The organism is Paenibacillus sp. MY03 (genome assembly GCF_002165585.1).
GTDB lineage: Bacteria > Bacillota > Bacilli > Paenibacillales > Paenibacillaceae > Pristimantibacillus > Pristimantibacillus agaridevorans.
The window spans coordinates 180,128-206,106 of sequence record NZ_MXQD01000001.1 but is presented as its reverse complement, the minus strand read 5'-3'; the positions used below and the strand labels follow the sequence as shown (position 1 = coordinate 206,106).

The window sequence follows — 25,979 nt, the reverse complement described above, 5'->3', positions numbered from 1 at the left end:
CCAATTCGTTTCTTCGTATCGCAGCCTGCAAGCGGCATATCGCTCCATCGTATAAGCAAAGCAGGAAATGTCGGATCCGACATCTCCAGCTTTGCGTTCGGCCTTGACGTTCCTGCGCCTATACGATATGTTGACTACTCATACAGCTCCAATTCACGGATCGCCGCCCAATTCACGCTATCCGTAATCGTGATTCGAACGTAACGGTATGAACCTGACAACGTATCGGCAGTCATTTGTCCCAATACGCCCGAAGCCGTATGGTCGGCCAGTACCGACCAGCTGCTGCCGTCCGACGAGCCCTCCAGTTTATATTTCCACGAGTCCAGACTATAAAAGTGAATACGAGCTTCAGATAAGTCGTGCAAAGATCCTAGATCCACATTCAGCCACTGCGGCTTCGTACCATCCGAAGCGCACCAATAAGTCGAAGCGAGACCGTCCAGCGCCTTGTCTTCCTCGTAGCCAATCCCGCTTATGGACGAAGCCGTAGCGAGCTTGCCGGAAGCCGCATTCGGCTTGCCGTAAACGTCGAATTCACGGATCGCCGCCCAATGTCCAGAATCTGTAATCGTTATGCGTACATAACGGTAGATGCCGCTAGCCTCGTCGCTTGCCGTCTGCCCCGTTACTCCGCTGACCGTTCTGTCAGCCAGCGTCGTCCACGTTACACTGTCCAACGATCCCTCCAGCTTGTATTTCCAGGTCGTGTGTCCGTAGAAATTCATAACGATTTTCTCCAGCCTGCTTGGCACGCCCAGATCGACTGAAAGCCATTGCGGCATGGCATCATCTTCCGCGCACCAATAGGTGACGTCGTTGCCATCTACCGCTTTACCGCCGCTGCACCCCGTGCCGTTATCGCTCGAAACCGCCGTCGTTTTATTACGCGAGAGCAGCTCGAACTCATCGTATCCGAGTATCCGGAACTCGGATATCGCGACCATTGAGGGGGCAAGAAAACCGGTCACCGTTATGCGTACAAATCGATAATCGCCGGTTACGCTGTCCGACATATCCCTGGCCGTTCTCCCCGCCGCGGTATGATCCGCCAGCGTCGTCCAAGAGACCTGGTCAAGCGAGCCCTCCAGCTTGTAATTCCAGGTATCCTCGCGATTAAAGCCGGTTTCGATCGACTCCAGCTGCTTAATGCCGCCAAGATCCACCGTCAGCCATTGCGGGACAACACCTGATCCGGCTATCCAGCTCGTATCGTAAAGGCCGTCGACAGCCAATTCAGAGCCGAAGCCTGCACTGCTGCCGGATACAGCGACCGGTTTGTAAGCCGCCTGGTTCGTCGCTCCTTCATTGCTTGCGGTCGGCTCACTGCTCACAAGAAGCATCCATTCATCGGATGTAGGACGATTGGGAACCGTCCAAGTACCGGACGGGGCCTTAAATGTATCGAGAGCAGTATACTGACCGTTGCGCGGATCGTACCACTTAGCTGTATAGGTTGCGGAGGTCGACATATTTTTTAGAGTGCCGGTCGATGTACCCGACCCGAAAAAATAAGCGACGTAGGTTTCGTTGCCGTCCGTCGACAACAGGCTGTGCTCTGGCGTGACAAAAGCGGACCAGGTACTGCTGTCAAATCGGGGCGTCAGCTTCCACCATTCCAGACTCGTATAAAATTGTTTGAAATAAGCAAGCTGGTCTGCCGTCCGCAAATTGGCCCCGTCGTACCACCAATAGTAACGTAGCGGCAATTCGTATTCGGTTCCATAGTCCGCAGGCTCTCCCGGTTTGGAATAGATGTCGTTCCATACGCCCGCAGCGCCGTAACCATAACCAAAAATGCCGTATTGGAAAGCTTTGTAGCCCGCGCCCAGCGCACCTTTGGCATCGGCCCAGAAGTTTTCGTATCCAGTTTCGTACAGAACTGCCGGCTTCGCGATTGGCGCCTCCCAAAACGTTCTGGCCGTACTCATTCCGTCCATGCCGATGGACATTTGGGTCGCCCACCCACCGTGATACGGCTGGTCCATCCACCAGGAATTCGCCGCCGTAGTCACGCTCGTTCCTTCCATATGCGGCATGATTAAATGACCGTAGCTGTCATGATCCGCAATGCCTTTGCCCACCGCAAACCACTTCTCGATCGTTGTGGCGTCGTATGCACCGTACAGATTTTTATCTATTTCCTGGCCGATCGTCCAGATCACCGGGTAAGCTCCATATCGTGTAACCCAATATCGGCCGAGCTTGGCCATAAAATCTTCTGTAAAGACAAGGGGGAAATTCGCCGGGTCTCCCACCCAGGACACTTGGGCCGCCGCATGCACGAGACCCTGCTTCGCAATATAGTCGAATTTACGATCTAGGTTATGAAACCCCGCCAGATCGGCAGCGGTAAAGCCGTCAGTCAAATTGGCCACAGCTTCTTCGTCGCTTCCCAAGTGGCTGCCTCCTCCATGGGGTTGCCAAATCGGCTGCGACTGATAAACGGTGAAGCCCTGCTGTACCCGCTTGTCGACCGTATATTTGAATTGGGAGGCCACACCAGGTACATTGGAAGTGTCGAATCGCTCATGCGGCATGGTCCAGTGTGTGTCACCCAGATAGAAAAAAGGCGTCCCGTCTGCATAAACAAGATATCTTCCGTTGTCGCTAGCTTTCAAAAAACCACGCTCGTAAATGTCATGACTACCCGTATAGGAGTCGCTCTGGATCGTAAGCGAAATACCGTGAAGTCCCGTGTCCGAAGGGTCGGAAGCTGTTGTCGACATGGTCCACAGACCTGTTGCCGTCGGAGCAAATCTGATCTTCCAGGTGTTTCCTCCATCCCAGAATGCCGGACGAGTAATGAGCGCTCCCCCAGGTCCGTAGAAGCTTGCTTCAACAACTACATCGTTAAATGGATCGGAATACGCTTGGGTACTGGTAAGCGTAATTTCGGAGACGTTCCAAACCTCAACCGAATAATCGGCTGCATATGTCCGGTTGTTTTCAAGCATTCCCCCCATAACGATGATCAGTGCCAACATGCTTACCAGAATCATGATATTTTTGCTTCGTTTCACCATGCACAAGCCTCCTTAATGTTGGATAGTCTTGCGGCGCTCGCCTTAGCAGCCCGGCTAGAAGTAAATCTCCTTTCCCGTTGCCCCGGATTCATAGATAGCACAGAGCATTTTCATCACTTCAACGCCATCCTCGACCGTGCTGAGAGGTGTATTCCCTGTCCGGATGCAATCGATGTAATGATCGATTTCATTCTGAAACGCCGAGTAGACATCAAGGTGAAGCGTTTTCAACTGAGGCTGGAGATTAAAGATCGTGTCGTACTTCTCCGATACCACCAAAAGAGCTGGATCCACTTCCATTCCTCCCTTGTCGCCGAACAGCTTCAGATACGTTTCATCGTTTTTGGCATGCAACGTAAAGCTGGCATCCAAGACCAAGATTGCCCCGTTCTCGAAGCGGATGAACGCAGTCGCCAGGTCCTCTACCGTGTTGCTACTCGCGTCGTAGTCAGCCGCTTTATAAAATTCCAGCCCTTGAACATTGGCACGATTACCCAGATCGTAATGAACGGAGCCGCTGACCGACTTGACCTTGGGCCGGCCCATCAGATACCAGCTGAGATCGAGAATATGAACACCGATATCGATCAACGGTCCGCCGCCCGAGCGCTGCTTGTCTGCGAACCAACCTCCAGGATTGCCCAGTCTGCGCAGACAAGAGGCCTTGGCATAATACACATTGCCGAGATCGCCGTTGTCCACAATTTTTTTGGCGATTAGGGCATTGTTGTCGAAGCGCCTAACGAAGCCCATCTGAAATATTTTCCCGCTCTTCCGCACGCTTTCTTCGATTTGCTTCGCTTGCTCCACCGTCTGGCACAGCGGCTTCTCCGACAGCACATGCTTGCCGGCTTCCAACGCTGCAATCGCAAATTCAGCATGGGTATCGTTCCAGGTGCAGATGCTGACGCCATCGACCTCCGGATCGGCCAAAAGCTCTCTGTAATCGGTATAAACGTTTTTTATCTGGTACTGTGCCGCTACTTGTTCAGCGCGTTCGCGATTGACATCGCATACGGCTATCACCTCGGCATGCGTATTGGCGGTATAACTGCTGAGGTGCATGTTCGAGATGCTTCCTGCACCGATTACGCCTATTCCAATCTTCCCCATTCGTTGTAGCCTCCCTGTTCTATTCCCTGTGATAAATTACGCTTCATTCCACATTCTGCGGGCGTTATCCATACCGACCTTGGAACCGTAATAACAAGGACCGTGCCCCTCGTATTCGATCGAAATATAGCCCTGGTACCCGGATTGCTTGATCAAGCGGATGACCTCATGCTGATCAATATCCCCTTGACCGACGATCGTGCCTCGGAGAAGATTGCCGCCCAGCGTTGGGAAGAAGCCTTCTCCGTAATCACGGTTTCCTGGACGAAGATGAAAATCCTTGAGATGAATCATCGAAGCGATCGGCAGGTTTTTTTTGACCGCTGTCACCGAATCTTCGTCCGCGCACATAAAATTGCCTACATCGAGCAGCGTACGGAAGTTCGGCCGGTCCACCGCGGAAACCAGCGCCTGAAGCCGGTCGCTCGCTTGTACGTAATAACCGTGGTTCTCCACACTCGTCGTCATGTTATATTGGCTCGCATAGTCGGCGACTTCCCTGCATGCTTCCACGAACAAGGGCAGATCCCGATTGAAATTCTGAATCGTCGATTCTGGAATGGGTCGCGAGCCGATGTCATGGCGCATATGGCTCGTTCCCAAAGTATGGGCGATATCTACCTGACGTTTCACGCGGTCGATTTCGTTGCGATAGCTGTCTTTATCTGGCTGCAGGAACGTGGCGCCAATCGCATAATTGGAGATGTCGATTCCGACCTCCTCCGCCTTGCGCCGGATCCGTTCGGCCAACCTCGGGTCTTCGTCTAACGAAAATCCGATCGGCACGATCTCGATATGCTCACCCCCATTGTCCGCCACCCATTGCACTAAATCGACAATGGTCGTACCGCCTTCTCCTAGCGCTCTATGCAAGCTGTATGAGCTGATCCCCAGTTTCATCGGACTTCTCCTCTCTGTAATACGTAGTCTCAGCGACCGTTCGCCGTGACGGCTTATCTCGTTGCATTAAACCGATCCGCAGCTGGAATGAATATATCATTGATCGAAGCACCATCGAACAGGATTTGATCCAATCCACCATCGATAGCAGTCACGTATTCGCCATAATCGACAACATTCATACCCTGTGCGGCGCAGCAAGGCTCTCCGTTATACAATTGTTTAATCGCATCGATGTTTTTGCCCTGCCAAGCCGAAGCATTCGTAAACAAATACTCCTGCAGCTCCGCGCTCAGTCCCCACGGCGAATCCCCCCAATCGATGGAGAACTTTAAGCCTTCTTCGGACATTAAATATTTGTAGTACAACATTGATTCTTCTTTGTGCTTAGAGGCGCTCAGCATAACGAATGGAGCAGTCAACAGCAATGTCGCTTGTTTCTCTGTTCCGTACGGCAAAGAAAGTACATCCCATTCGAAAGGCGCATCCTTGTAGACGCCGGTCATCCATGGTCCTTGTACGGTGAACAGCGCTTTCCCTTGCATAAAGGCGTCGCTTAACCCTTGCTCGGTCGCTTGCTGGCGGTTCGGAACGACATGATGTTTGGTTTGCAATTCCTGCACCCATTGCACATCCGCCAATACGGCTGGCGTATTCGCCACGCTTTCGGTCCCATCGGCGTTCATGAACGTATGGCTGCCCGCGCTGCCATTGGCAATGGCTAGACTGCTCGTTAGAATACGGGCTACATTCGGAGAGGAATCCAACCCCCACTCTCCGGCTGCCGGGTCGGTTGCCTGCTGTGCCATTTTCAGCAAATCGTCGTAGGTCCATTCCGCGGCCGGCATCTCCAGACCATGTTTCTCCAACAGATCCTTATTGACAAACATCAGGAAAGGAGCCGCATTGGAGCCCGGCAACGCCAACTGCTTGCCATCCACTTTAAAAGTGTTCATAAAGCTTGACGGGAAAGGAAGATCACGAAGATCGGGATCGTTCTCTATATAGGGAGTTAAATCTTCGTACAGCTCCGCGCCGGATGTCAGCTCTCCTGGCATAATCATATCTGCAGGCGTGCCGGCAGCTTGTAATGCAACAGCTTTCGCAACGATTGCGGCTGCCCCCTCCAGCACCGTCTCGAACTTCACTGTGATCCATGGATAGAGCTTGTTGAAGTTCTCGAACATGGCTTTTATATTCGGTTCTTCTCCCGTCCAGTTCGTAACCAATGTCAGCTCTACCGGATCGCGGTTTTCAGGCGCCACAGTCGCTTCGGGAGTATCTTCAGTCGGTTTAACCTCTTGAGTGGCTGCAGGAGACGGCGGTGTATTCTCGTTGTTGGCGCCCGAACAGGCAGAGATGGATAATGCAATTAATAATACTGTCAGTATCAATGCAAGTTTGTTTTTATAGATTACTTTTCTTTTCATTTGTATGACCTCCAATTTTTTTTGTACTCCCGCTCCATTCCTGCTGCTGCGATTACATCCTCCTCACCTCCCGTTCATTGCCTCCGTCGCTACTCCACCAGCCCTGTCCGTTCGATACCCTCGGTAAACCAACGCTGCGCAAACATATATAACAACGTTGGAGGAAGCAGGATCAGGAATACCGCCGACATCTTTGCTCCTTCTGTTACCGGGTTTTGCTTGATGTTAAAGTGGGTCATCGTATTCCCGGTCAGAACCTGCTCCAAACTATCCAACCGGATCGACAAAGGAGTAAAGTCACTGGAAAGAAACATGGATGCTTCGTAATACATGTTCCAGTACCATATAAAGGAAAACAAGAATACAACTATACAGGCCGACGAAGCGAGCGGCAGCATAATTCGCCAAAATAGCCGATTGACCGTCGCACCATCCAACTTGGCCGCTTCCTCCAACGCCTTCGGCTGCCCAAGGAAAAACTGCCGGAAAATGATAATAAACAGCGCACTTCGCAGTCCCTGCCCAAATAAGGCCGGAATCAGAAAGACGAAAGGCGTATTCAAAAGTCCCAGCTTCCCATAAATGACGAATAGCGGGATGACGTAAACTTGAGGAGGAATCAGAAAAGTCAACACGACCAAAAAAAACAACAGCCCGCGTCCTGGAAAATGAAGCCTGGCCAAGCCATAACCGGTTATGGCACATACAATGACTTGGATGATGGAACAAAACAGCGCAATGACGAGCGTGTTCGCAAACGCACTCGGATATTCAAGTCCTACCCAAGCCTTGGCGACATTACCGAGGGTCCAGTCACGGGGCAAATACTTGACCGTCGGATCGATAAGATCGCTTAAGCTTTTAAACATGGTCGATAAAACGTATAACAATGGCTGCAAGTAAAGAAATGCGACAATGCTGAGTACGGCATACAGCAACAGCTTGGCGATGAGACCATCGTTCGTATGCTTGCCTAGCAGCACAAGGCGTACACGCTGTCCTTGCTTGCGCCGAGCGAATGCAAGCAACGGCTGCATACGAGTTTGCAACTTCATATGGGATACTCTCCTTTCACTTCGCTTGACGCGTCCGGCTCGTAAACCAGACAACGATTAACATCAGCACGAGCACGATGGCAAAGTACATCCAAGCCATTGCACTGGAATAGCCGTATCCGGTTTTCTGCAAAAACATATGTTTGCTTACCAGTTCCATGATCGGATTGAACGGAAAGGTGAACATGTCTACTAACGTGTACAGCGTGCAAAGCCCAATGAACGGCTTCATGCCAGGCAGCGTAATTTTCCAAAAGCTCTCCCACGGCGAAGCACCGTCAATACGGATTGCTTCATAAATAGATTTCGGAATGGTCTGAAAACCGGAAATAAAAATAAGAATCTGCACGCCTGAATACCACAAAATAATAACTGCCTTGCTCATTACTCCGAGAACTGGTTCAGCAAATTGTCTTCCCACCGCTTCATATACAATACCTTCCAGTCCATATTGTGCGATGAAGGGGAGCTCCCCCTGCCCTTGACTAAACAGCTCCATAAGCACCTGTCCGGTTGCGAATATAACCGGTAAAAAGAATAAAGCCCGATAGAACGTACGCCCTCTGAACTGTTGAGCAAGCAGAATCGATACCAGGAACGAAAAAATAATAATAAGCGGCACCATTAATACAATTTCCTGAAAATACATCAGCAACTTTACAGAATATTCACTATCCTCCACCAGCACTCGCCGGAAATTTTCAAGCCCGACGAAAGTATACGCCATGCCAGTCGATTGAAATGATACGTTATTCACGCTCATAAACAGCGACCATCCAATCGGAAAAGCCATAAAAACGATAAATCCGATTGTCCAAGGGAGAAGGAACAGAAAACCCGCGCTGTAGTCCTTCCATTTGTATAAAAAGCGTTCTCTTTGGGCATTGAATTGTCGTGCCATACTCAATCCCCCCCGATTACTTGAAATGTAGAGGCGTTATAGTCGACAATGACCCGCGCACCTCCCTCGTATTCTGTCTCGTACACACCGTCCTCCAGCCGACGATGTGAGACGATTGTTTTCCCCTGCAATGGGGCAAGCTGACTGAATGCCCGATACTCCTCGACGATTCGATCCTTCCATTTGGCGAAATGTGTGCTATACAGATCATTATCCAACGTAAAGCGAATGGAGATTGAAGGCTCATGGGTTACAACAAACGATGGAATAGCTCCGTATTCAATCGCCTTCAAGAAATGATCGTCATAACGAGCGCGCATGTTGCCCGGCGTAAAAGAATATGGAATCAAACCGTGAAGGACAATGGGATAAAAGGGAACCGTCTCATCCACGTTTAAGTCATAACTCGTTTCGAAAGGCAGCTCTTGAATGAGTTCTGTATGGGACAAAATATAATCGCTTCCAGTTTCAGCCACTGCTTTTCCTAGTCGTTCGCGAGCATAATTCATAGCCGCGCCAAACAGATGTGCAGTTTGCTCGCGTGTGACCACCCGATCAGATTGACGATCGCTATAAATCCGCTTGCCGAATTCTGAAAATGCGATACCATCCGCTCCCAGCTTCTCAAGCCGATTAATAGCCTCATACGCTAAACCAACTGACTGGCTAGGCGTCATCACAAACATTCCCGAGTACGTAAAAACAGTGCCATCCATTGCTCGAATACCATCGGTCCTCGCTGAGATGCCGGATGCTTTGTCGTTGTACCAAATAAAATTTTGATCAAACAACACTTTGTATCCAAACGAATGGGCCATGTCTATAAACTTTTGGGCTCCGGCAGTACCTCCCAGCTTCCTTTCAACAGGGAAGATATCAGCAACGCCAAGTTCTCCCCCCTGCTGCCAGCCCTTTAAAATAACCTCTATGTTATCAATTCCCTCGGCTTCTAATTGTTCAATGATTTGTTCTGCCTGACCAAATGTAGTGGCTGTTTCATACTTGTCACCTACTGGCGACTCGCCCGTGCTGCCGCCAACAATGGTTAGAAGCAACGGCATCTCCGACGATGGTCCAATAGATGCGCTCAATTGCTCTGTAATTGCTTCTTGATCCGGCAACTCTCCCGCTTCCTGCAAATATTCCCGATAGGAGTGAGCCATCTGCACATATCCGGCCCCCTTCCCATCAAGCAATCGGTATTCAATTACTCGATCACCAGATATTCGTTCCTTCTGGATCGTATTGATGGGGGGAGTAAGCTTGCTTAGCTTCTGGCCGTATTCCTCGCGGTAAATCCATTCCGCGACAGCCGTGTTGTAACTCGATACAATCCCTGCCGGTTGTCCTTTAATACGGCTTTCGAATCGTCCCTCCTTGAGCACTGCCACGAATGCTTCATCCCGATGCTTGATACCGAAGACAGGATAAGTGACCAGACTCTCGCGCACATTCTCAGTACTCGCTGCTCGAATTGTCCAGTCTTCTCCATATGCGTTGTAACGATAGCCCCGGCCGGCAATGGTTCGATCAGCGTCAAAATAGATCAGGCCGCCAGGGCCATCCGGTACAAACAAATAACCTTCCTGCTCTTCATTACGAGTTGCTCCAAAGAAAGGCAATACCTGTAGGGATACAATGAAATTCGCACCCTCCTCCCGGATGCTCGCATCTGGTACTCGAACCTCCATTCCGGAAGCCGTAAGGCGATATTGAAGACTAAAGCCGATGGCTTGCTTGTTGAACCAATAGTTTACCTGCAGCCTCTCGTCGTCGAGCTGGTAATCGATGGCCAAATCTTTATCTGCGTTATTGACAATCAACCGCTGGCTCTTGCCCTCTTCGTGATATTCCAACATAAATGGCGACTTCAAATTGGCAAGCAGTGTACCTTTAACGGTCTCGCTCTCTAATTTCTCCTGCGGCGGATTGCTTCGCCATACATAACCGGTCTCGTAATTGAGGAGCTTGATCGCGCTCGTAATCGAATGGATGGACAACGCATACTTTCCATTATCGATGGCCACTGCATAACCTTCACCATCTTTAGCTCCTGGTTGCCAGGATGAGGCGCCTGACAACGGTCTCAACTCCGGCTCAGCGAGTGCGAGGCCCATCTCCCGAAGCGAAGGAATTCGCTCCTGGCCAGCAGAGATCAGCCATCCTCCGACAAGCAATACAACGGCTGACGCTACGGCCAGCATCAACTTACCTTGCTTCGTTCTCGTCATACGTCTCGTATGGCTTGCGACATGAGCCCTGGCTGTCTGCTCAAACTCTCGATTGACCTGCGGCTGCTCATCCATACTGGATTACCTCCCGCGAGAACTCATAGACAAAGTTGTAAACGTTGTAGCCGAGCGCCGTCAAAATTGTGAGCATAATCCAAATGACTCCAATCGTCAGCAGAGTTACTGCCGAGTTTCGTATAGCTTCCATGAAATCGAAATTGTGAATGACCTGGGTCATGACTAACATAAGCATGGCTATCCACATCCACATGACCGTAAGCAGTGAATCCGCTACAACCCTCTCTTCCAGTACGATCACATTCGTCAGAACCAAATAGATCGGCATAAACGTGATATAAGGGACAAACGCGAACGTACTTGCCTGCATCACCTCTCGGAACCGTCCTTCCCCATCCTTGACCGTACTCACGAGATAATTGGCCACTGCCCAGGTCAACCAGCCTCCTAGCACGATCAGTATCGGCCATATCGGGTCACGAAGCTCCAGTGGTGTCGGATCGAAGGAAAACCCAGTCCAATACGTCCTTCCGATGGTGAGCAGTATAACCCCAAGCATAATGGTCATTAACGTCACCATGGATATACGACGTTCCTTCAAGCGATAGAAGCCCTCGTATGGATGCAATAGCAGATATCGGAAGTCTCCCCACTCTTGGACATAAGTCTGTATTTGCGGTCTCTCGGTGATTCTCTTCCACCATTGTTTCGTAGCTTGCCTGCGGAGCGAAAAGGCCGATGCGGCCCAAATCATTGCGATGATGGCAATCGCCTGCAACAAGTTCTTCTGGATCCAATCTAGACGCACTTCCCAGAAGGCATCCGAATAACCTTCGGGATCTGTCCCTTGCTTGAAGTAGGTCAATGCTTCATCGTAATCCCCTTCCTTCAAGGCCGCTTTACCTAGTCCGCGATAACCGGCGTCGAGCATTTCATTAAGCGCGATAGCTTGCTCCCAATGCGATTGTCCATCCGTATAATATCCCTTGTCATATAAGTCCATTGCACGCAGCACCGAATCACCGAATTCGGTTCGTTCAAAAATTTGCACTATATTCAACTTACTGTCTGCCACCCACAGCTCTTGACGTGAATTAAGTGCGATAGACGTCGGAAAGCTGAATAGGCCAAGCCGCTCTGAATCTGTGCTGATACCTCCAAAACGAAAGAGCGCCTGACCTTGAGGATCGTAGATGTTAATAGCTCCATCGCTATGTCGATAAACGGCATACATGAAACCATTGGCATCCATTGCTACATCAACTAATTGGTCCAGATTCTGAAAGCTTCTATTTTTCAGCATATCTACTCCGCCAGCGTTCAATTTCTTAATCTGGCCGCTGTTTACACCCGAGTTAGCCGTCAATAGAAAACCATCGGACACAGGCGTTATATTGCTGGATTCTCCTGGCCGGACTGCGGTTACTCTTGCTAACTGCTCAGCAGACAGAATCTGACGCTGCATCCATTGCGTGAACGTGATCGTCGACCTATTAGCTCCGAAGAAGCCGGTAAAGTCGCCATTCGCATTCATGCGTACAATCCCTTGATAGGAGCCTGCTGATACGATGTATAGTGTTCCTCTTGTATCCACGACGATCTTTCGGGGCACAAAGAAATAGGAATCCGGCAGCAGCTCCATTACTGGTTTGCGATACTCCTTTAGGAAGCTGCCCTCGTTATCAAATACTGCAATTCGCTGATTTCCAGTATCCGCCACATAGACGGTTCCATCTCCCGTGACGAATACACCCTCAGGCTTACTGAGCTTTCCTTCCCCATCCTCCGGTGCAATCTGTCTGGCAAAGTCGCCATCCGGATTTAGAATCACGATTCGATTATTGCCAGTATCAGCTACGTACACTTGATCGTTATGAGATATAAATAGATCATTAGGTTCCGAGAAGGCAGGTTGCCCCTCTTTTCCTTTGCCTGTCATTGCAACTACCGGTGTATATACGGGCTGGGTCTCCCATACATCATGCTGATCCGGGATAAAATACTCGGTCCAATATGGCAATGAGGCGAATGCCGGCGCCGGACAGAGCAGGCACAGAATGCCTATTAAACCGATTAATCTTCTAGCTGTCGGCACTGTAGCTCCTCCTTCCTGTTTGCTTAGCCGAACGGTTATTCTTTAATTCCCGAGCTGACCATCGTTTCCATTACACGATTCTGAAACAGCAGAAACACCAGCAAATTCGGAATAAACAGCAGCAGTCCAGCCGCTGCCATCATGCCTTGGCCGGAGACGGCATTCTGTGCGGCATTGCCTAAGGTCTGCACGTAATAAGGCAATGTCTTAAGTGTTTCTTCATGAATAAATAAGGTAGATGCTTCCACATCGCCCCAGGAGGCCTGGAAGGTAAGAATAGCAACAGTTGCTATGGCTGGAGCGGTCAGCGGTATAACAATCCGCGTAAACAACGTCCATTGCTTCGCTCCATCTATCTTTGCTGCCTCCAGCAGAGAATCCGGTATTTGAGTAATAAACTGAATCAGTAGAAACACCGATACAGGCGCTGCGATAAAGGGAAGAATATGCGCGAAGTAAGTATCGCTGACCCCGATTCCGCTAATGATGAGATACCTCGGAATTTGCACCGTTTCCGCCGCAAACATGAGCGATACATAAATCAGTGCCATAACTATTGTGCGAAAGTGAAATTTAAATTTGGCGAGCGCATAAGCTGCCATCGTGCTGACTGCCACAACAGCGATTAAAGTTGCAACAACCACAAGCATGCTATTAAACAAATAACGCGTAAACGGCACCAGATCGCCGGAAGTGGAGCTCCATAGCCGCTCGAAGTTTTGTGATGTCGGCTGACTGACAAGAAACCGCGGCGGGAATAGAAACAACTCGTTAAGCGGCTTGAATGCATGATTGAATAAAAATACGATGGGCAACATCATAAATGCAGCCAAAGCCGTCAGTCCCATCAACAACATCACTTTGTTGAATCGCAATTTTCGTAACGTTAAAATCATCGTTATTCATCCTCCTTGGGCAAGAACAACCGGTAACAGAACCGGAGCACCAAATAACTGATAACGAGGAGGATAACGCACAACGCGGAAGCATAGCCGAGCTCGAACCGCAAAAAAGCATAATCGTCTATATGGTTAATCATCAAATGGCCCGCATATTGGGGGGTAATCATCTGACCAGTAAGCTGTACGGAGATTCCACCTGCCTTGAGCGTGCCGACAATCGCCATAATGGCGCTGAAGAGCATTTGCGGTTTAATCGCCGGAATGGTGATATAGAACACCTCTTGCAACGGATTTGAAATACCATCCATCCGCCCTGCCTCGTACATCTCTTGATTAACGGTTTGCAGTCCAGCAAGTATGGCCAGGAAACCAATACTGAAACTTGTCCATAGCGACACGACGATCATGACTCCGAGCAAGTATTTCGGATCCTGCAGCCATAACTGCGGCGTATCGATTAAGCCCAGATTCAACAGCCAATTATTCAAATAACCAACACGGTCGCCGCTAAACGCTGCCCCCCATACGACAGACAATGCTACCCCGCCAGCCAGAGAAGGCGCGTAAAACGCCAGCGTATAATAATCCCGAATACGCTTAGGCAGTTGGTGAATAAGCCAAGCAAAAGCAAAAGATAAAATATAACCGCCCGGCCCAACAATAAGCGCGAATTTGAGCGTATTGGCCAACGCAAACTTCAGAAAGATCAAATCCTGCGAAATAATGGCGATAAAGTTGTTCAGACCCACAAGTCGCGGGAATGTGAAGCCATTAAAGGAGGTCACGCTGAGCAATGCCGCCAATAATACAGGGATAAAGATAAAGATTATAAAACTCAGCAGGAAGGGAACTAAAAACAGATAGGCCGCCCGATCTCTCCACATCTCCCGTACAAATTTACGCAATCTGAGCTTCCAATCCGCACCGGCTTTACGATGGGAAGTGGAGGGAGGGACTGGAACATCAACTGTTTTCATCGGCTATCCCTTCCTTCCCTCACCACAGGGTCGGGATCATCCGGCACCTGCAGATCAATGTCTATAGGCAAGCCGAAGTCATCCAGCTTCCTTCTAATTTCTCGCTTCAGACTATTATCGCCATCCTCCAGCGCTTCTTTGGCAGGAATGCCTCTCAATATCCGATCATTCCATGCAAAGTCCATCACACGAGGCAAGAAGTAATGACCAGGCACAATCGGAATATTATTAGCCCAGCGGAACTGCTCTCTTAGTACGCTCAGTTCCTCCTGTGGCCATGGCATGTTTAAGATCGCTTCTACGTTGGCAGAATTCCATCGATATTCCAGACCGTACAGCGACTCCACGTCTTCACCATATCTCAGCTGAATATTAGCTGAAGTCCACCAATCCAGAAATGCCCATGCCTCTTCCTGCTTTTCGCTTTGCTTCATAATCATCGCTCCTGCCGTCGACTGCTGCGCCCAACGCTCCGTTTCTCCACCTTCGCCAGACATTCCAGGTATAGGTAGCATCTTCCAGTTCCCTGCTATATCAGGAGCAGCCACATTCAACATGACGTAGAATGAGAAGTCCGCAATACCAATCGGCACGCTGCCTTTACGGAAATGCTCGATTAACGAAGGCACATCCATGGGAAACAAATATTTGTCGAACAGCTCCGTCCATTCCGTGAAAGCATCCAGCGCAGCCTTCTCTCCCAGCATTGAAGTATTACCTTCCGACGAATAAAAAGGCGCCTTATTCTGCAGGAAGAAAACGCTAAAGTCTTTGGGCGGAAAATAAAACGCCATCCCCTGTTCCTGTAATGTCGGCAGCATTCTGTAAACATCCTCCCATGTGTCAGGAGGAGTAAGTCCAAGACTGTCCAACACATCCGTACGATAATACAACGCGCTAAAGTTCTGAATTTCCGGAAGCCCATACGTGCCGCCATTGTATTGGTAGCTTCGCATAACACCCGGCTGAAAACGCTCTTCTACCTCTTCATAACCTGGAAATTGCGATAAATCCGCTACTGCATCACGCATCGCATAATCAACCGGCATTTCTCCTGAAACACCGAGCACAACGTCGGGCTGATCCCCGGCAGCATTGCTCAATATAAGCGCATTGGGGTTCGGCATAAGGTTGACGTTAACCGTAATCCCCGTCTCTGGGGTGAAATATTGTTGAATCATCTGGTTCAATACGTCGACATAATCGCGACCGCGATGTACCCATACGGTAATCGCTTCTTCTTTATTCGTTGATTTGTCGCTATACGACATAAAGAAGGTTCGGGCAAAATCCACGGCTGAGTACCAGACAAATTCTAATGCCCCAGCCTCTGGAAGCATCGTCTCTTGACCAGGCAACCGCACCTCGATTCGATCGAGTAATACCATCTGGCCGTCCAACTGATTCAACCAAGTTGCCAGGCTGTTCTGAGCTACTGTCAGCTCTGTAAGACGATTAGGGATATCTTCAACGTGATTGTCATAATACTTAAGCGTATCCACTGCAACACGAATAGCAGAAGCTGTATCTGTCTCCGTCTGATACAACCCGTTCAAGTAGGCCGCCGTTTTCTCCAACCGTTCGATCATCTTTTTCAAATCTTCGTGAATGGGCGGATAATACTTGACGATGTCCCATGTCCGGTTCTGATCCGTATTAGGCGTATCCCGACCAAAACCAAAGTTGCCTGTCAGAGTCCGGAGCTTGCGGTCCAACTCGCTCATCTCTTTCAGTGTTTGTCTTAGCGCCAAAGCCGCCGGTTCAACCGGAGCTGCATCAGCTGTCATTCGCAGTACATGGTTGCCTTTGGTCAAATAAAAAAGAAACGGCATGCCATCCTTGTCTTGGACCGTCAGTGGGCTAAGACGCCTATTCGAAGGCAATTCATAAGCATACATTTCACGGAAGGGCACCTCGCCGTCAATCGAGATTGTCCGGTAAGCCGAAACCTCTCCCCGCCATGTTTGCAAATATTGAATCGCAAGCTCATAGTGACCATCCTCTGGCACCTCGATATCCCATTCCAGCCAATCCCCTGCTTCCTTCCAGCGATCCCCGCCGATAGCATTGTATACAATTCTCCCCTTGGGGTCTGGCGTTACATTGGGCTCCCGCAGCGAGACCGACTGTATGCCGGGCTTGGACTTGGCTGCTGCTTGCTCCGCCTCGTAAATGCGGGACCAATCTTCTTGTTGTCGAGTTAAGGTTGCTCCGCCATGCAAAACTCTGTATTCCTCATAAGAAGGAACAACCTTCGGGGCTGTCAGTCGAAGCTCACCCAGCGCAACCGGCTCACGCCCTTCCGTCATGCGAATCGTATGCCGCCCTTGCTCCAAATACCATTGCAGCGGTTCGGAAGAAGTTCTGAAGCTGGCTGCTGCTATTGTTCGCAGCCCCTCCAGCTCCTTCTGCACGGGCCGCATCTCATTGCCCAAGGCATTGCGGGTATATGGGAATTGACCATCCTTCCAATATCGATCCAGTATAATAGCCCCTGCCTCCCGGAAAGGCTGTTGGCCGTCAATCTTAAACCCTCGCACGACGGAGGAGAAGCTTCCAGGAAGCGGCTCGTAATCCAGCTCCAGGGTGTATAATCCCGTTTCGCCCACCTCGAACTCCCACTCCACCCATCCTGAATCATTATTCCAATGAAGCACAGGCGGGTCTGAAGAAGTTTGAGCGATCTGTGCCAGCTCGGCATCTGGAGAAGCCGCAATATAACTCACTGCGGGAATAGAGATTGACGAAGCCTCTTTCGCGGGTCTAGCCTCCAACGCCTGGTACCCTCGCACAACATCCTGATAATAGAGAAGCTCGCCTTCTTGCTCTTCCATAAAGCTGCCGCCAATCGCCAGCTCCTCAGCATCGATCACCGTATAACTGCCAACATCGGAAGACAGCGAACGGAACAATAAAAAAATGGCGGCGACCGCGATGAAGAGCACTATCGTAACGCCAGGCTTCCTTGCCGATCCCGTTCGGAACACGGTCATTATGAATCATCCCCCATCCGGATGGCCTGCCCATCATCGGGATGAAATAAATGGGCTTTATTCATCAGGATCATCACTTCTATCTCATCACCGCTCGTAATTTTTGTGTGCGCTTCCATTCTGCAAACCAATAACTGCTCGCTGCCGATATTGAGATAAACGTAGGTGTCGGAGCCCATGAGCTCGACAATTTCGGCTTTACCCTTAACCTTCCACTCTTCTAGATCTTGCTGGTCAGTAGATTTTGCTGCAACGTGTTCCGGGCGGACACCCAGTACCGCCGTACGCATCATTCGCTCGCTATTATTCAGTGCTTGCTCCATTCCGGGCGGAATTGCAAGACGCAGCCGCCTCGTTTCGAAATACAACACTTCATCTCTTCGAACGATCCCCCCATGGATGAAATTCATTTGCGGACTGCCGATAAAGCTGGCCACAAACTGGTTCGCAGGTTTGTCATAAAGCGTTTGCGGCGTTGCCACCTGTTGAATGCAGCCGTCCTTCATCACCACAATACGAGTCCCCATCGTCATAGCCTCTGTCTGGTCATGTGTAACATAAACAAAGGTTGTTTGCAGTTGGCTGTGCAGCTTAATGAGCTCCGCCCGCGTCTGGGCCCTAAGCTTGGCATCCAGATTGGACAACGGTTCATCCATCAAGAAAACCTGCGGTTCTCTAACGATTGCACGGCCAAGCGCAACCCGCTGTTTTTGACCGCCGGAAAGCTGATTTGGGCGCTTAAGCAGCAAATGAGAGATTTCCAATATTTTAGCGGCCCGCTGTACTCGCATTTCAACTTCATACTTCGCTACCTTTCGCAGCTTGAGGCCGAGCGCCATATTTTCAAATACAGTCAAATTAGGATATAAGGCATAATTTTGGAATACCATAGCGATATCACGGTTTTTGGGAGATACGTAATTGATGTATTTATCTCCAATATAGATATCTCCCTGTGATATATCCTCTAACCCCGCCAACATACGCAGAGTGGTCGTTTTGCCGCAGCCCGATGGCCCTACCAGCACAAGAAACTCTCCATCCTCCACGTTCAAGTGAAAATCGTTGACAGAAGGGCGTTCTTCTTTTCCGTAGTATTTATAGACATGCTCGAATGTTACAGCCGCCACTTCAACACCCCTTTTTCGTCAAGCATTCCTTACTCTCATCAACAAGCTTATCATTCACACATTCGCGCTCGAATGGCTCCGTTTTACTTTATTAGGGGGTTAGCTTTACTTTCGACCTAGGGAACATAGTCTACAAAACGCAAAAAAACCCTGACTGCAATTCGTCAGGGCCATTCAATCTCTAGTAGTGAGTCATGATAGATCGCCGTAGCGTCTACTTCTTAAACACATCTTTGACCGCATCGAGATAACCATACCCATGCAGGTCATCCGGTTGCAAATAACTGGTTTCCGTCCATTCGTTCCAACTGTTAATTATGATCAGTGGATACTGATCTGGATGCGCATCAGCATATTCTTTGGCTTTTTGGAACGCTCTTCTCACATTTTCCGGTGTGTTGTTCTTCACGATGCCCGGACGGAATTCTTGGAATCTTGGATTGTTGTCCCAACCGATAGAAATGTGCGGATAATAGGGAATGTCAAAGGTTTCGTCAATACGTTTCCATTCGCCGAGAACATCCTCCATAATCTCATTGTAGTCTCTATCGATATCGACAAAATGAATGAATTGATAATGGGACAAGCTATCGAATTCGAGAAACTTCACGATCTCGCTCGTCGTAGCCGATTTCCCCCCATCAACCCCGCTCAGATTGAAATCCCGCTCGCCCCACAGGGTCAATTGCAAGTGAAGTCCCGGTAAACCCGCTTGCACCGCACGCTCTCGAAACCACGCAAATGCAGCTTTAGTTGCATCTGCTCCCCCCAACCCCTCCATTAGAATGGCAAGGTCGTAAATCATAAATACGGGTTTCCCATCCTGCGTATAGTAAGACGGATGCTTGAAGTACTTCTCTATCAACCTGTCTGCAATTTTTTCGAATTCCTGCCGATCCACCGCGGCATTCCAAATGATATTATCATCCTCCACATCCGAGATCCGAATATCCCATATGTTCGGGACATTGTGATTTGCCCACATGAGGTAAAATTTCACTCTATCGTTATTGCTGGCTTTCAGGTATCCGTTATTCAGACACTGCTCCAGAAACGGCCTCTTGTCGTACCAATACCAATCATAGATAAATATATTAACCCCATGGTCGGCAGCCGCATTAATTTGCATCTCCATTACATAGGGATCGGCTTCATTGACATATCCCCAAAGCGGCTTCCGCGGCCAATTATGTTCAGGAAACTTCTTTACCGCATTTTTTACCGACTGCCATTCGCCATATCCTTCCGGCCAGAACATTCTGGTTCTGGGTTCATCCCCCGTATAAGATGGCCAAACATATGCAGCTACATCATACTTCTTCATATATTTCCCTCCGTTTGCCTGCAGTTAATGGATTGCGATAGTTACTCGGCATCGCAACATCATTGTATAATGGACAAAAGGATTTTTTATAATGGGAAACAGGACACATATCCGGAATAAATGACAAATTTAAGGGGTGAGTATATCAATGATCCCTAATCGAACGAGGAAACATTATCCGACTAATGAAGTTTTGGCTGATTATGAATTTCTGACTGTCATGGATGTCTATGAGAATTACTGGCTTCTTGAGCATACGCATGATTTCCCGGAGATGATTTGTGTATTAAGCGGTCATGGAACACAATATATCAACGGAACTGCAGTCACCGCGAAGCAAGGAGATATCTATATTATCCCCGTTGGAATCACACATGTCTTTCGGCCGAATGCAAGCCCCTCAACCACAAGCAACCTGCATGTGAGAAATGTTATTCTCCGGCCCGAATGGCTGCTTGAACTATCTCGTATATTCCCAGATTCGGAGATAAGAGAGTTGATTTCTTGGTTGTTGGGTAAGCCGGATACGGCTGAGCGGGAAAGAACTCCATGGCTTAAAATCATCGATGCGCGATCCGAATTCCGTTTGCTAACCGAACATATGAGAACGCTCGTTCAGCAGAAGCCTCCCTTGTTCCAGACTCTTATAATCGGGAGAGTGGCCGATCTTCTCTCTAAGTTATGCTTGACGACCGATACGGGGAAACTCCAGCAGTCTGAATGGCCCCCTAAGCTAGATATACATCCAGTAAAGCTGCAAATTCTCGAAACGATTCAGGCCCTGCCACTGTCTAAGGTATCCTTAAAAGAAATTGCACGAAAGACCAACCGGAGTGAACATCAGCTCTCCAGATTATTCCAACGGCATTTCGAAACTCCTTTTAAGAGCTATATACAAGATTATCGGATTCAGACGAGTATGAAGCTGCTCAAAGAATCCTCGCTAACTGTGAAAGATACGATGAACCGGATCGGCTTCGAGGATGCCAATCATTTCTATAATCTCTTCAAAAGCAAGACAGGGATGACGCCTGGACAATATCGGAAATTTGCAAGAATGACATCAAGCTCAATATAGGGCCGATTATTGCTTCAACTGCTTGAGCACGGCAAGCTTTTCTTCCAATTTTTTCTGAGCTGGAACTAGATTCTCACGTTCAAAGGGGACACCCATCAATATATTTTGAGCCTCTTCCAGTAACAAGTTATGGGATTCTGTACTTATAAATGATGTCCAGCGCTGGTTCGTTTCCGCCTGCTCGGCATATCGGAACACTTCTTCCATAACCGGGTTGCCAAAGCTCGGTCGTAATCCCTCAATGGCGGGAAGCAATCCATTCTCCCGTGCAAAAGGAAGATAAGCATCGTCGCTGAGCATCGCCCCTATGAGCGCCTTTGACTCCTCCTGCAACTTGGATGCAGCATTAACCGAAACGTACTGGTCACTTACAAATTCAAGATCATAGTACCCGTTCTCGTCCGATATCGGGAAAAATCCCAGCTCAAAACGTTCGGCATCAGAGGATATTTTGCTTTCCACCGTACCAGGCAGCCACGGTCCCTGCATAATCATGGCTGCCTGCTGCGATGTAAAGAGCTCCAACGATTGCATCCAATCGATGCTAAGCGCATTTCGATTCAGATATTCCCGTTCGTATAGCGTCTCGAAAAATTGCATAGTGCTTGCAACCTCGTCCCCATCTAATCGGTTTCGTCCTTCAGTCAGCCCTACCCCATAACTCAGATCCGCACCGTATCCGACCGATTGCAGCAGTGTTTCAAAATGCATAACCAGCGACCAACGGTCTTTGTGTCCAGCGGCGAGAGGCAAATAGCCGTCTTTTTTGAGTCGTGCACAAATCTCCAGCAACTCTTGCATATTTTTCGGCGCCTTCAATCCCAGCTGCTCGAACAACGTTTTGTTGTACCAATAACCTCTTATGCCTACACCCATGGATGCAGCATACACCTTGCCGTCATAAATCTTAAATTCATCCTTATCGGAATTGTATGTCAAAAATTGCTGGATCTGCGGAATAAACCGAAAGGCCCATGGCTCGCTGCTAAGATCCGATAAATACCCGGCTTCGATCATGGAAACGACTTGCTGATGGAAAATTACATCCGGAGCCGAGTTAGAAGCCAACTGGGTTTCCAGCTTGCCAAAATAAGCGTTTCCGAGCGTAATTTCCCATTGAATGGTGGCGTGAGGGTACAGCTTCTTGTACGCTTGCTCCGTATTAGCTTGAAATTGCTTCATAAATTCACGGTCGTCAATAAACCACGCACCCACCCTAATTGTAAATGCCTCAATGTTACTGCCTTCCTCCACTTCTCGAGCGTCACCGCAAGCCGTTGCAGCCAGCATCCCGACCGACAGTATCATCACCAAGGCTCTTTTGACGAGCCATTTCAGGCCGCCTCTAAACACCTTCTCCACTCCTTCCCTTACGAATATCTTCTCGATATGCCGACGGCCCCTTGCCGTACTGTTGCTTGAATGCCTCACTGAAATGCTGCGGATCCTTAAAACCGACTGCGTAAGCGACCTCATAGGCTCTGAGATCCGAATGAATCAACTTTTTGCGAGCCTCTTCCAGACGTATTTCTCTAAGCAAATCCCGAAAGTTACGATCCGTCTCTTTTTTTATTGATCGGCTAAGATAGGAATAATTGACGTTAATTTTCTCTGCAATCATTTGCAAAGTCAGGTCCTCCGCATAATGATTTCGAATCAGCCGCATGACATCCATAGTCAGGCTTGAAGTATAATCCTCTTGTTTCGCTCGAATCAGCGATTCGGCTTCTTGCAGGTAACTGCCAAGCAGTTGCATCATCTCCGTCAGTATGGTGCAACTAAGCAAATTCTCACGCCGCTGTACAAAATCTGCTGAGGTGGGTTCGATACCATATTGTTTCAGCTCAGCCTCCAAAATCTCCAATATTTGTATATTCGAACTTTGAATATCGGTTTTATTGAAGCCATCAAGCAACATCCGCTTATAATAGTTTCGCAAATAATGGTTAGCTTGCTCCCACTGACCGGCACTGATCAATGCACCAAACTCTTGTCTCGCTATTTGACGACGTTCTTTTTGTTCAAGAAACATACGGTCCAACGCCTCATATGCAATAATCGAGCCTTTTCCCAGCAGCATACGGTACTCCATACAGCGGTTGATTTGACCGATTGCCACAGGCAGCTGCAAATAAGACCTCATTTTTGAGCTAATCCCGATTGATACGCTTTCCGCGCCACCGACTTGAAGCTCGGATATGATGTTCCGCGCCAGCCCGATCTCCCGTCCCGTCTCAGAACTGGATTCTCCGTCAGCCTCAATAGCCTCGAATAACAGAAAATAGATGCCGGATGCGGACAGTGCGGCCCAATACGTGTACTGGCTTCGCTCAATTTCCATCTCGATTCTCCTCTTCAAACCGAGTCGGGAGCTGCGAAATCCATCAGTAGGCACAGCAGCGTCTGCCTCTGCATAAAGTAGAATATAGGAGCGGTCGACAAACTCACGCTGCGCTAGCCAAGCCTGTTTGGCCTCATCCGAATTGGACTTGCTGTAAAAGAAAGCAAAAAACTCATCCTGCCACACCCAGGCGCTCTCGTGACGAGCCGATGGCCGAAGCAGCTTGACACTGTCGACCAACGCCTGGGGATGAAAGGGCTTTGTAATAAAGTCCATAATACCGAGCTTCACAGCTTGTTGCGCATATTCAAACTCATCATGGGCCGTAAGAAAGATTACGGGCATTCCCGGCCAATCTTGTCGGATATGTGCAGCCAATTCGAGTCCATCCATCACGGGCATGCGAATATCCGCTACAACTAAATCGGGACGTAGCCGATCGATTAATTTCAGCGCTTCGGCTCCATTAGCCGCCTTGCCGACAATTTCATAACCGACCTCCGCCCATTGCGGCATATTAGCAATAAAATCTAGAAGTTCCTGTTCATCATCCGCAATAATGATACGCATGTTCGTTACTCTCCTTCAATGACAATCGGCAGTCGAACGGTTACCGTTGCATAGTTGTCGTTTAGAGCTATGACTGCACCGTATGAAGCGCCATATTGATATTTGATGCGATCGTTCACATTTTTTAATCCCGAACCGAAGCCCCGCTTGCTCTCCCCCGGCCGATTTGGGATTAGACTACTTTTTACAGTATTCTGGGTTTCTTTATCTTCAATTGAATTTTCGATTGTAATAACCAAATCGAAATTATCCTCGTCGACTATGATTCGGATCTTGCCACCTTCCGCACAACGGTCAACCCCGTGAATAATGGCATTTTCCACCAGCGGCTGCAACAGAAGCTTCGGAATACTAATCGAATGAAATCCCGGTGACAGTTGAATCTCGTAAGCCAACCGGTCCTTGTAGCGATATTTATGAATTTGCAGATACATCTCTACGATGGACATTTCTTTGACCAGCGGAACCGTGTTGTCCCCAGTCGAAATTGAAAATCGCAAAATATTTGTAAGGCGCTGGTTCACATCTGGAATATGGCGTACACCTTCGGGAGTGGCGGACAGAACATTAATATAAGCCAACGTATTGTACAGGAAATGCGGATTAACATACATCTGGAGCGACCTTAGCTCCGCCTCGTGCTTCAGAAGTTCCGACTTATAATTTTTCTCGATCAGCTCACGCGTAAGGTTGACCATTTGATTATAACCATGGCATAACAAAGCTACCTCGTCCCGAGATGACACCTCATCCATAAGCACATACTCTTCCCTACCCGCACGCCGCATTAATCTTGTTAGCTTCGTTAGCGGAATTGTAATCCGACGCATCAACCAGTATGTAATCAAGATAACGCCTGCCCAAGCGAAGAGTGTGACATAAAAGGAGAACAACGTTTGTTTCTTCATGATCGCAGCAGGCTTCGCATCAGCCACATATACATACTGCAAACCCGAGAAACGAGATTTCTGAATCAATTTGACAACGCTTTCATTGGACTTCATCGAAAACAATGAACCGATTCGCTCCGACGCCGTCCCTGATAAAATGAGGTTATCTTCGTTCAGAAGCTGAAAATTCGCGAGCTCAAGATTGCCGTAAAGAGCCGTTAGCTTGTCGGTGTCAAGCGCCAGCACCAGTATTCCAAGCTGTCGCCCCGTTACGGGATCCTCAAGTTTCAATCGGCATACCATTCTGTTCTTATCGGTAAAATACGCCCATTGTGGAGTATGATCGTATTCCGCTGGCATAATTTCAAACGCTTTCAAATATTCCAGCGGGTAACCATCTCCGATTTGGAAGAGAGTTTCCGTTCCATTAATCAAATGCAGGGAATCCACATAATCGCCAATCGTAGTAGAAGCTTCCTCCAACCTATATCGGAGTTGCTCCTCTAGGGCCTCTTTCACTTCCAACTTTCCCGGTTCAACACGTTCCATTAAATATGAATGTAAAAGCTTGTTTCTGCTAAATTGGTACAGCTCCTGAGCATACGCTGCCAACAAATCATCCACGTGGCTTGAGGCCCGATTAAGAACCTGTTGCGCCTCCTCCGTTGACCTCCGTTCCAGCAAATCCTGTGATCGAGAGTAGAACGCCAAACTAACAACGGACAGCGGGATTAGCGTCAACAATGAATAGAGCACCACTACTTTGTATAGCAATCTCGAGCGGATCCAGCCTAGTAAGCTGGATGTTATCGTCATTCTGCCTCTCCCCGCATTTCGTGAAATAAATTACCCCAATTTTATACCTTATTGGACAAAAAATCTAGCCGCATTTTTCTTTATACATGACAAGATTTCGGAAGTTAATGTTCTTTTATTTGTAATATAATGTTACTACTTAGGTCAGGCTTTTTATTGAAGCGGGATTGGGTAAATCCGATTCGCGAT

The 25,979-nt window shown here is 48.8% G+C and carries 17 protein-coding genes; 1 reads left to right on the top strand and 16 read right to left on the bottom strand.

What is annotated here, in order from left to right; all coding sequences use genetic code 11:
• Positions 1 to 134 precede the first annotated feature (134 nt).
• The 13 genes from B1748_RS00655 to B1748_RS00595 form a co-directional block, all read right to left on the bottom strand.
• Entirely contained in the window at positions 135 to 3,026 is a 2,892-nt protein-coding gene (locus tag B1748_RS00655) for a discoidin domain-containing protein (RefSeq protein WP_087565932.1), read from the bottom strand.
• A 54-nt stretch (positions 3,027 to 3,080) separates the two neighbouring features.
• The gene (locus B1748_RS00650; protein WP_087565931.1) at positions 3,081 to 4,139 is read right to left on the bottom strand and encodes a Gfo/Idh/MocA family protein; all 1,059 of its coding nucleotides are present in this window, start codon (positions 4,137 to 4,139) and stop codon (positions 3,081 to 3,083) included.
• Positions 4,140 to 4,175: 36 nt separating this feature from the next.
• The gene (locus B1748_RS00645) at positions 4,176 to 5,039 is read right to left on the bottom strand and encodes a sugar phosphate isomerase/epimerase family protein (protein ID WP_087565930.1); all 864 of its coding nucleotides are present in this window, start codon (positions 5,037 to 5,039) and stop codon (positions 4,176 to 4,178) included.
• Between the two features lie 53 nt (positions 5,040 to 5,092).
• Positions 5,093 to 6,469 carry an ABC transporter substrate-binding protein gene (locus B1748_RS00640; RefSeq protein WP_087565929.1) on the bottom strand — a complete coding sequence of 459 codons (1,377 nt, stop codon included), beginning with the start codon at positions 6,467 to 6,469 and terminating at the stop codon, positions 5,093 to 5,095.
• 89 nt (positions 6,470 to 6,558) lie between these two features.
• A complete protein-coding gene (locus B1748_RS00635; protein ID WP_087565928.1) occupies positions 6,559 to 7,524 on the bottom strand; it encodes a carbohydrate ABC transporter permease in 966 nt (321 codons plus the stop codon).
• Positions 7,525 to 7,540: 16 nt separating this feature from the next.
• On the bottom strand, positions 7,541 to 8,425 hold the full coding sequence (locus B1748_RS00630) for a carbohydrate ABC transporter permease (RefSeq protein ID WP_087565927.1): 885 nt from the start codon (positions 8,423 to 8,425) through the stop codon (positions 7,541 to 7,543).
• A 2-nt stretch (positions 8,426 to 8,427) separates the two neighbouring features.
• The gene (locus tag B1748_RS00625; RefSeq protein ID WP_087565926.1) at positions 8,428 to 10,731 is read right to left on the bottom strand and encodes a DUF5696 domain-containing protein; all 2,304 of its coding nucleotides are present in this window, start codon (positions 10,729 to 10,731) and stop codon (positions 8,428 to 8,430) included.
• Positions 10,724 to 12,769, bottom strand: a complete 2,046-nt coding sequence (locus B1748_RS00620; protein ID WP_087565925.1) for a YIP1 family protein — start codon at positions 12,767 to 12,769, stop codon at positions 10,724 to 10,726. Before B1748_RS00620 ends, B1748_RS00625 begins: the two co-directional genes overlap by 8 nt.
• A 35-nt stretch (positions 12,770 to 12,804) precedes the next feature.
• A complete protein-coding gene (locus B1748_RS00615; RefSeq protein ID WP_087565924.1) occupies positions 12,805 to 13,665 on the bottom strand; it encodes a carbohydrate ABC transporter permease in 861 nt (286 codons plus the stop codon).
• Positions 13,666 to 13,667: 2 nt separating this feature from the next.
• Positions 13,668 to 14,648, bottom strand: a complete 981-nt coding sequence (locus B1748_RS00610; RefSeq protein WP_256975456.1) for a carbohydrate ABC transporter permease — start codon at positions 14,646 to 14,648, stop codon at positions 13,668 to 13,670.
• Positions 14,645 to 17,641, bottom strand: a complete 2,997-nt coding sequence (locus B1748_RS00605; RefSeq protein ID WP_087565923.1) for an extracellular solute-binding protein — start codon at positions 17,639 to 17,641, stop codon at positions 14,645 to 14,647. The genes B1748_RS00610 and B1748_RS00605 overlap by 4 nt, the downstream gene beginning before the upstream one ends.
• Positions 17,641 to 18,771 (bottom strand): ABC transporter ATP-binding protein, encoded by a 1,131-nt coding sequence (locus tag B1748_RS00600; RefSeq protein WP_087565922.1) that lies wholly within the window; start codon positions 18,769 to 18,771, stop codon positions 17,641 to 17,643. Before B1748_RS00600 ends, B1748_RS00605 begins: the two co-directional genes overlap by 1 nt.
• A gap of 214 nt (positions 18,772 to 18,985) precedes the next feature.
• Positions 18,986 to 20,095 carry a glycosyltransferase WbsX family protein gene (locus B1748_RS00595; RefSeq protein ID WP_087565921.1) on the bottom strand — a complete coding sequence of 370 codons (1,110 nt, stop codon included), beginning with the start codon at positions 20,093 to 20,095 and terminating at the stop codon, positions 18,986 to 18,988.
• A gap of 148 nt (positions 20,096 to 20,243) precedes the next feature.
• Here B1748_RS00595 and B1748_RS00590 point away from each other — a divergent pair, with 148 nt between their 5' ends.
• On the top strand, positions 20,244 to 21,173 hold the full coding sequence (locus B1748_RS00590) for a helix-turn-helix domain-containing protein (protein ID WP_087565920.1): 930 nt from the start codon (positions 20,244 to 20,246) through the stop codon (positions 21,171 to 21,173).
• A 6-nt stretch (positions 21,174 to 21,179) separates the two neighbouring features.
• Here the strand turns inward: B1748_RS00590 and B1748_RS00585 are convergent, their stop codons facing one another.
• The 3 genes from B1748_RS00585 to B1748_RS00575 are packed head-to-tail and all read right to left on the bottom strand — an operon-like array spanning position 21,180 to position 25,493.
• Positions 21,180 to 22,526 (bottom strand): ABC transporter substrate-binding protein, encoded by a 1,347-nt coding sequence (locus B1748_RS00585; RefSeq protein ID WP_179215299.1) that lies wholly within the window; start codon positions 22,524 to 22,526, stop codon positions 21,180 to 21,182.
• Positions 22,519 to 24,084, bottom strand: coding sequence for a response regulator transcription factor (locus tag B1748_RS00580; RefSeq protein ID WP_087565918.1), 1,566 nt, complete (start codon positions 24,082 to 24,084; stop codon positions 22,519 to 22,521). The genes B1748_RS00585 and B1748_RS00580 overlap by 8 nt, the downstream gene beginning before the upstream one ends.
• A gap of 5 nt (positions 24,085 to 24,089) precedes the next feature.
• The gene (locus tag B1748_RS00575; RefSeq protein ID WP_179215298.1) at positions 24,090 to 25,493 is read right to left on the bottom strand and encodes a sensor histidine kinase; all 1,404 of its coding nucleotides are present in this window, start codon (positions 25,491 to 25,493) and stop codon (positions 24,090 to 24,092) included.
• Positions 25,494 to 25,979: the final 486 nt, after the last annotated feature.

What these genes read in the sequence shown, in the direction of transcription:
- B1748_RS00655 (WP_087565932.1), bottom strand. Translation starts at nt 3,026, where the DNA reads ATGGTGAAACGAAGCAAAAATATCATGATTCTGGTAAGCATGTTGGCA.
- B1748_RS00650 (WP_087565931.1), bottom strand. Translation starts at nt 4,139, where the DNA reads ATGGGGAAGATTGGAATAGGCGTAATCGGTGCAGGAAGCATCTCGAAC.
- B1748_RS00645 (WP_087565930.1), bottom strand. Translation starts at nt 5,039, where the DNA reads ATGAAACTGGGGATCAGCTCATACAGCTTGCATAGAGCGCTAGGAGAA.
- B1748_RS00640 (WP_087565929.1), bottom strand. Translation starts at nt 6,469, where the DNA reads ATGAAAAGAAAAGTAATCTATAAAAACAAACTTGCATTGATACTGACA.
- B1748_RS00635 (WP_087565928.1), bottom strand. Translation starts at nt 7,524, where the DNA reads ATGAAGTTGCAAACTCGTATGCAGCCGTTGCTTGCATTCGCTCGGCGC.
- B1748_RS00630 (WP_087565927.1), bottom strand. Translation starts at nt 8,425, where the DNA reads ATGGCACGACAATTCAATGCCCAAAGAGAACGCTTTTTATACAAATGG.
- B1748_RS00625 (WP_087565926.1), bottom strand. Translation starts at nt 10,731, where the DNA reads ATGGATGAGCAGCCGCAGGTCAATCGAGAGTTTGAGCAGACAGCCAGG.
- B1748_RS00615 (WP_087565924.1), bottom strand. Translation starts at nt 13,665, where the DNA reads ATGATTTTAACGTTACGAAAATTGCGATTCAACAAAGTGATGTTGTTG.
- B1748_RS00610 (WP_256975456.1), bottom strand. Translation starts at nt 14,648, where the DNA reads ATGAAAACAGTTGATGTTCCAGTCCCTCCCTCCACTTCCCATCGTAAA.
- B1748_RS00605 (WP_087565923.1), bottom strand. Translation starts at nt 17,641, where the DNA reads ATGACCGTGTTCCGAACGGGATCGGCAAGGAAGCCTGGCGTTACGATA.
- B1748_RS00595 (WP_087565921.1), bottom strand. Translation starts at nt 20,095, where the DNA reads ATGAAGAAGTATGATGTAGCTGCATATGTTTGGCCATCTTATACGGGG.
- B1748_RS00590 (WP_087565920.1), top strand. Translation starts at nt 20,244, where the DNA reads ATGATCCCTAATCGAACGAGGAAACATTATCCGACTAATGAAGTTTTG.
- B1748_RS00580 (WP_087565918.1), bottom strand. Translation starts at nt 24,084, where the DNA reads ATGCGTATCATTATTGCGGATGATGAACAGGAACTTCTAGATTTTATT.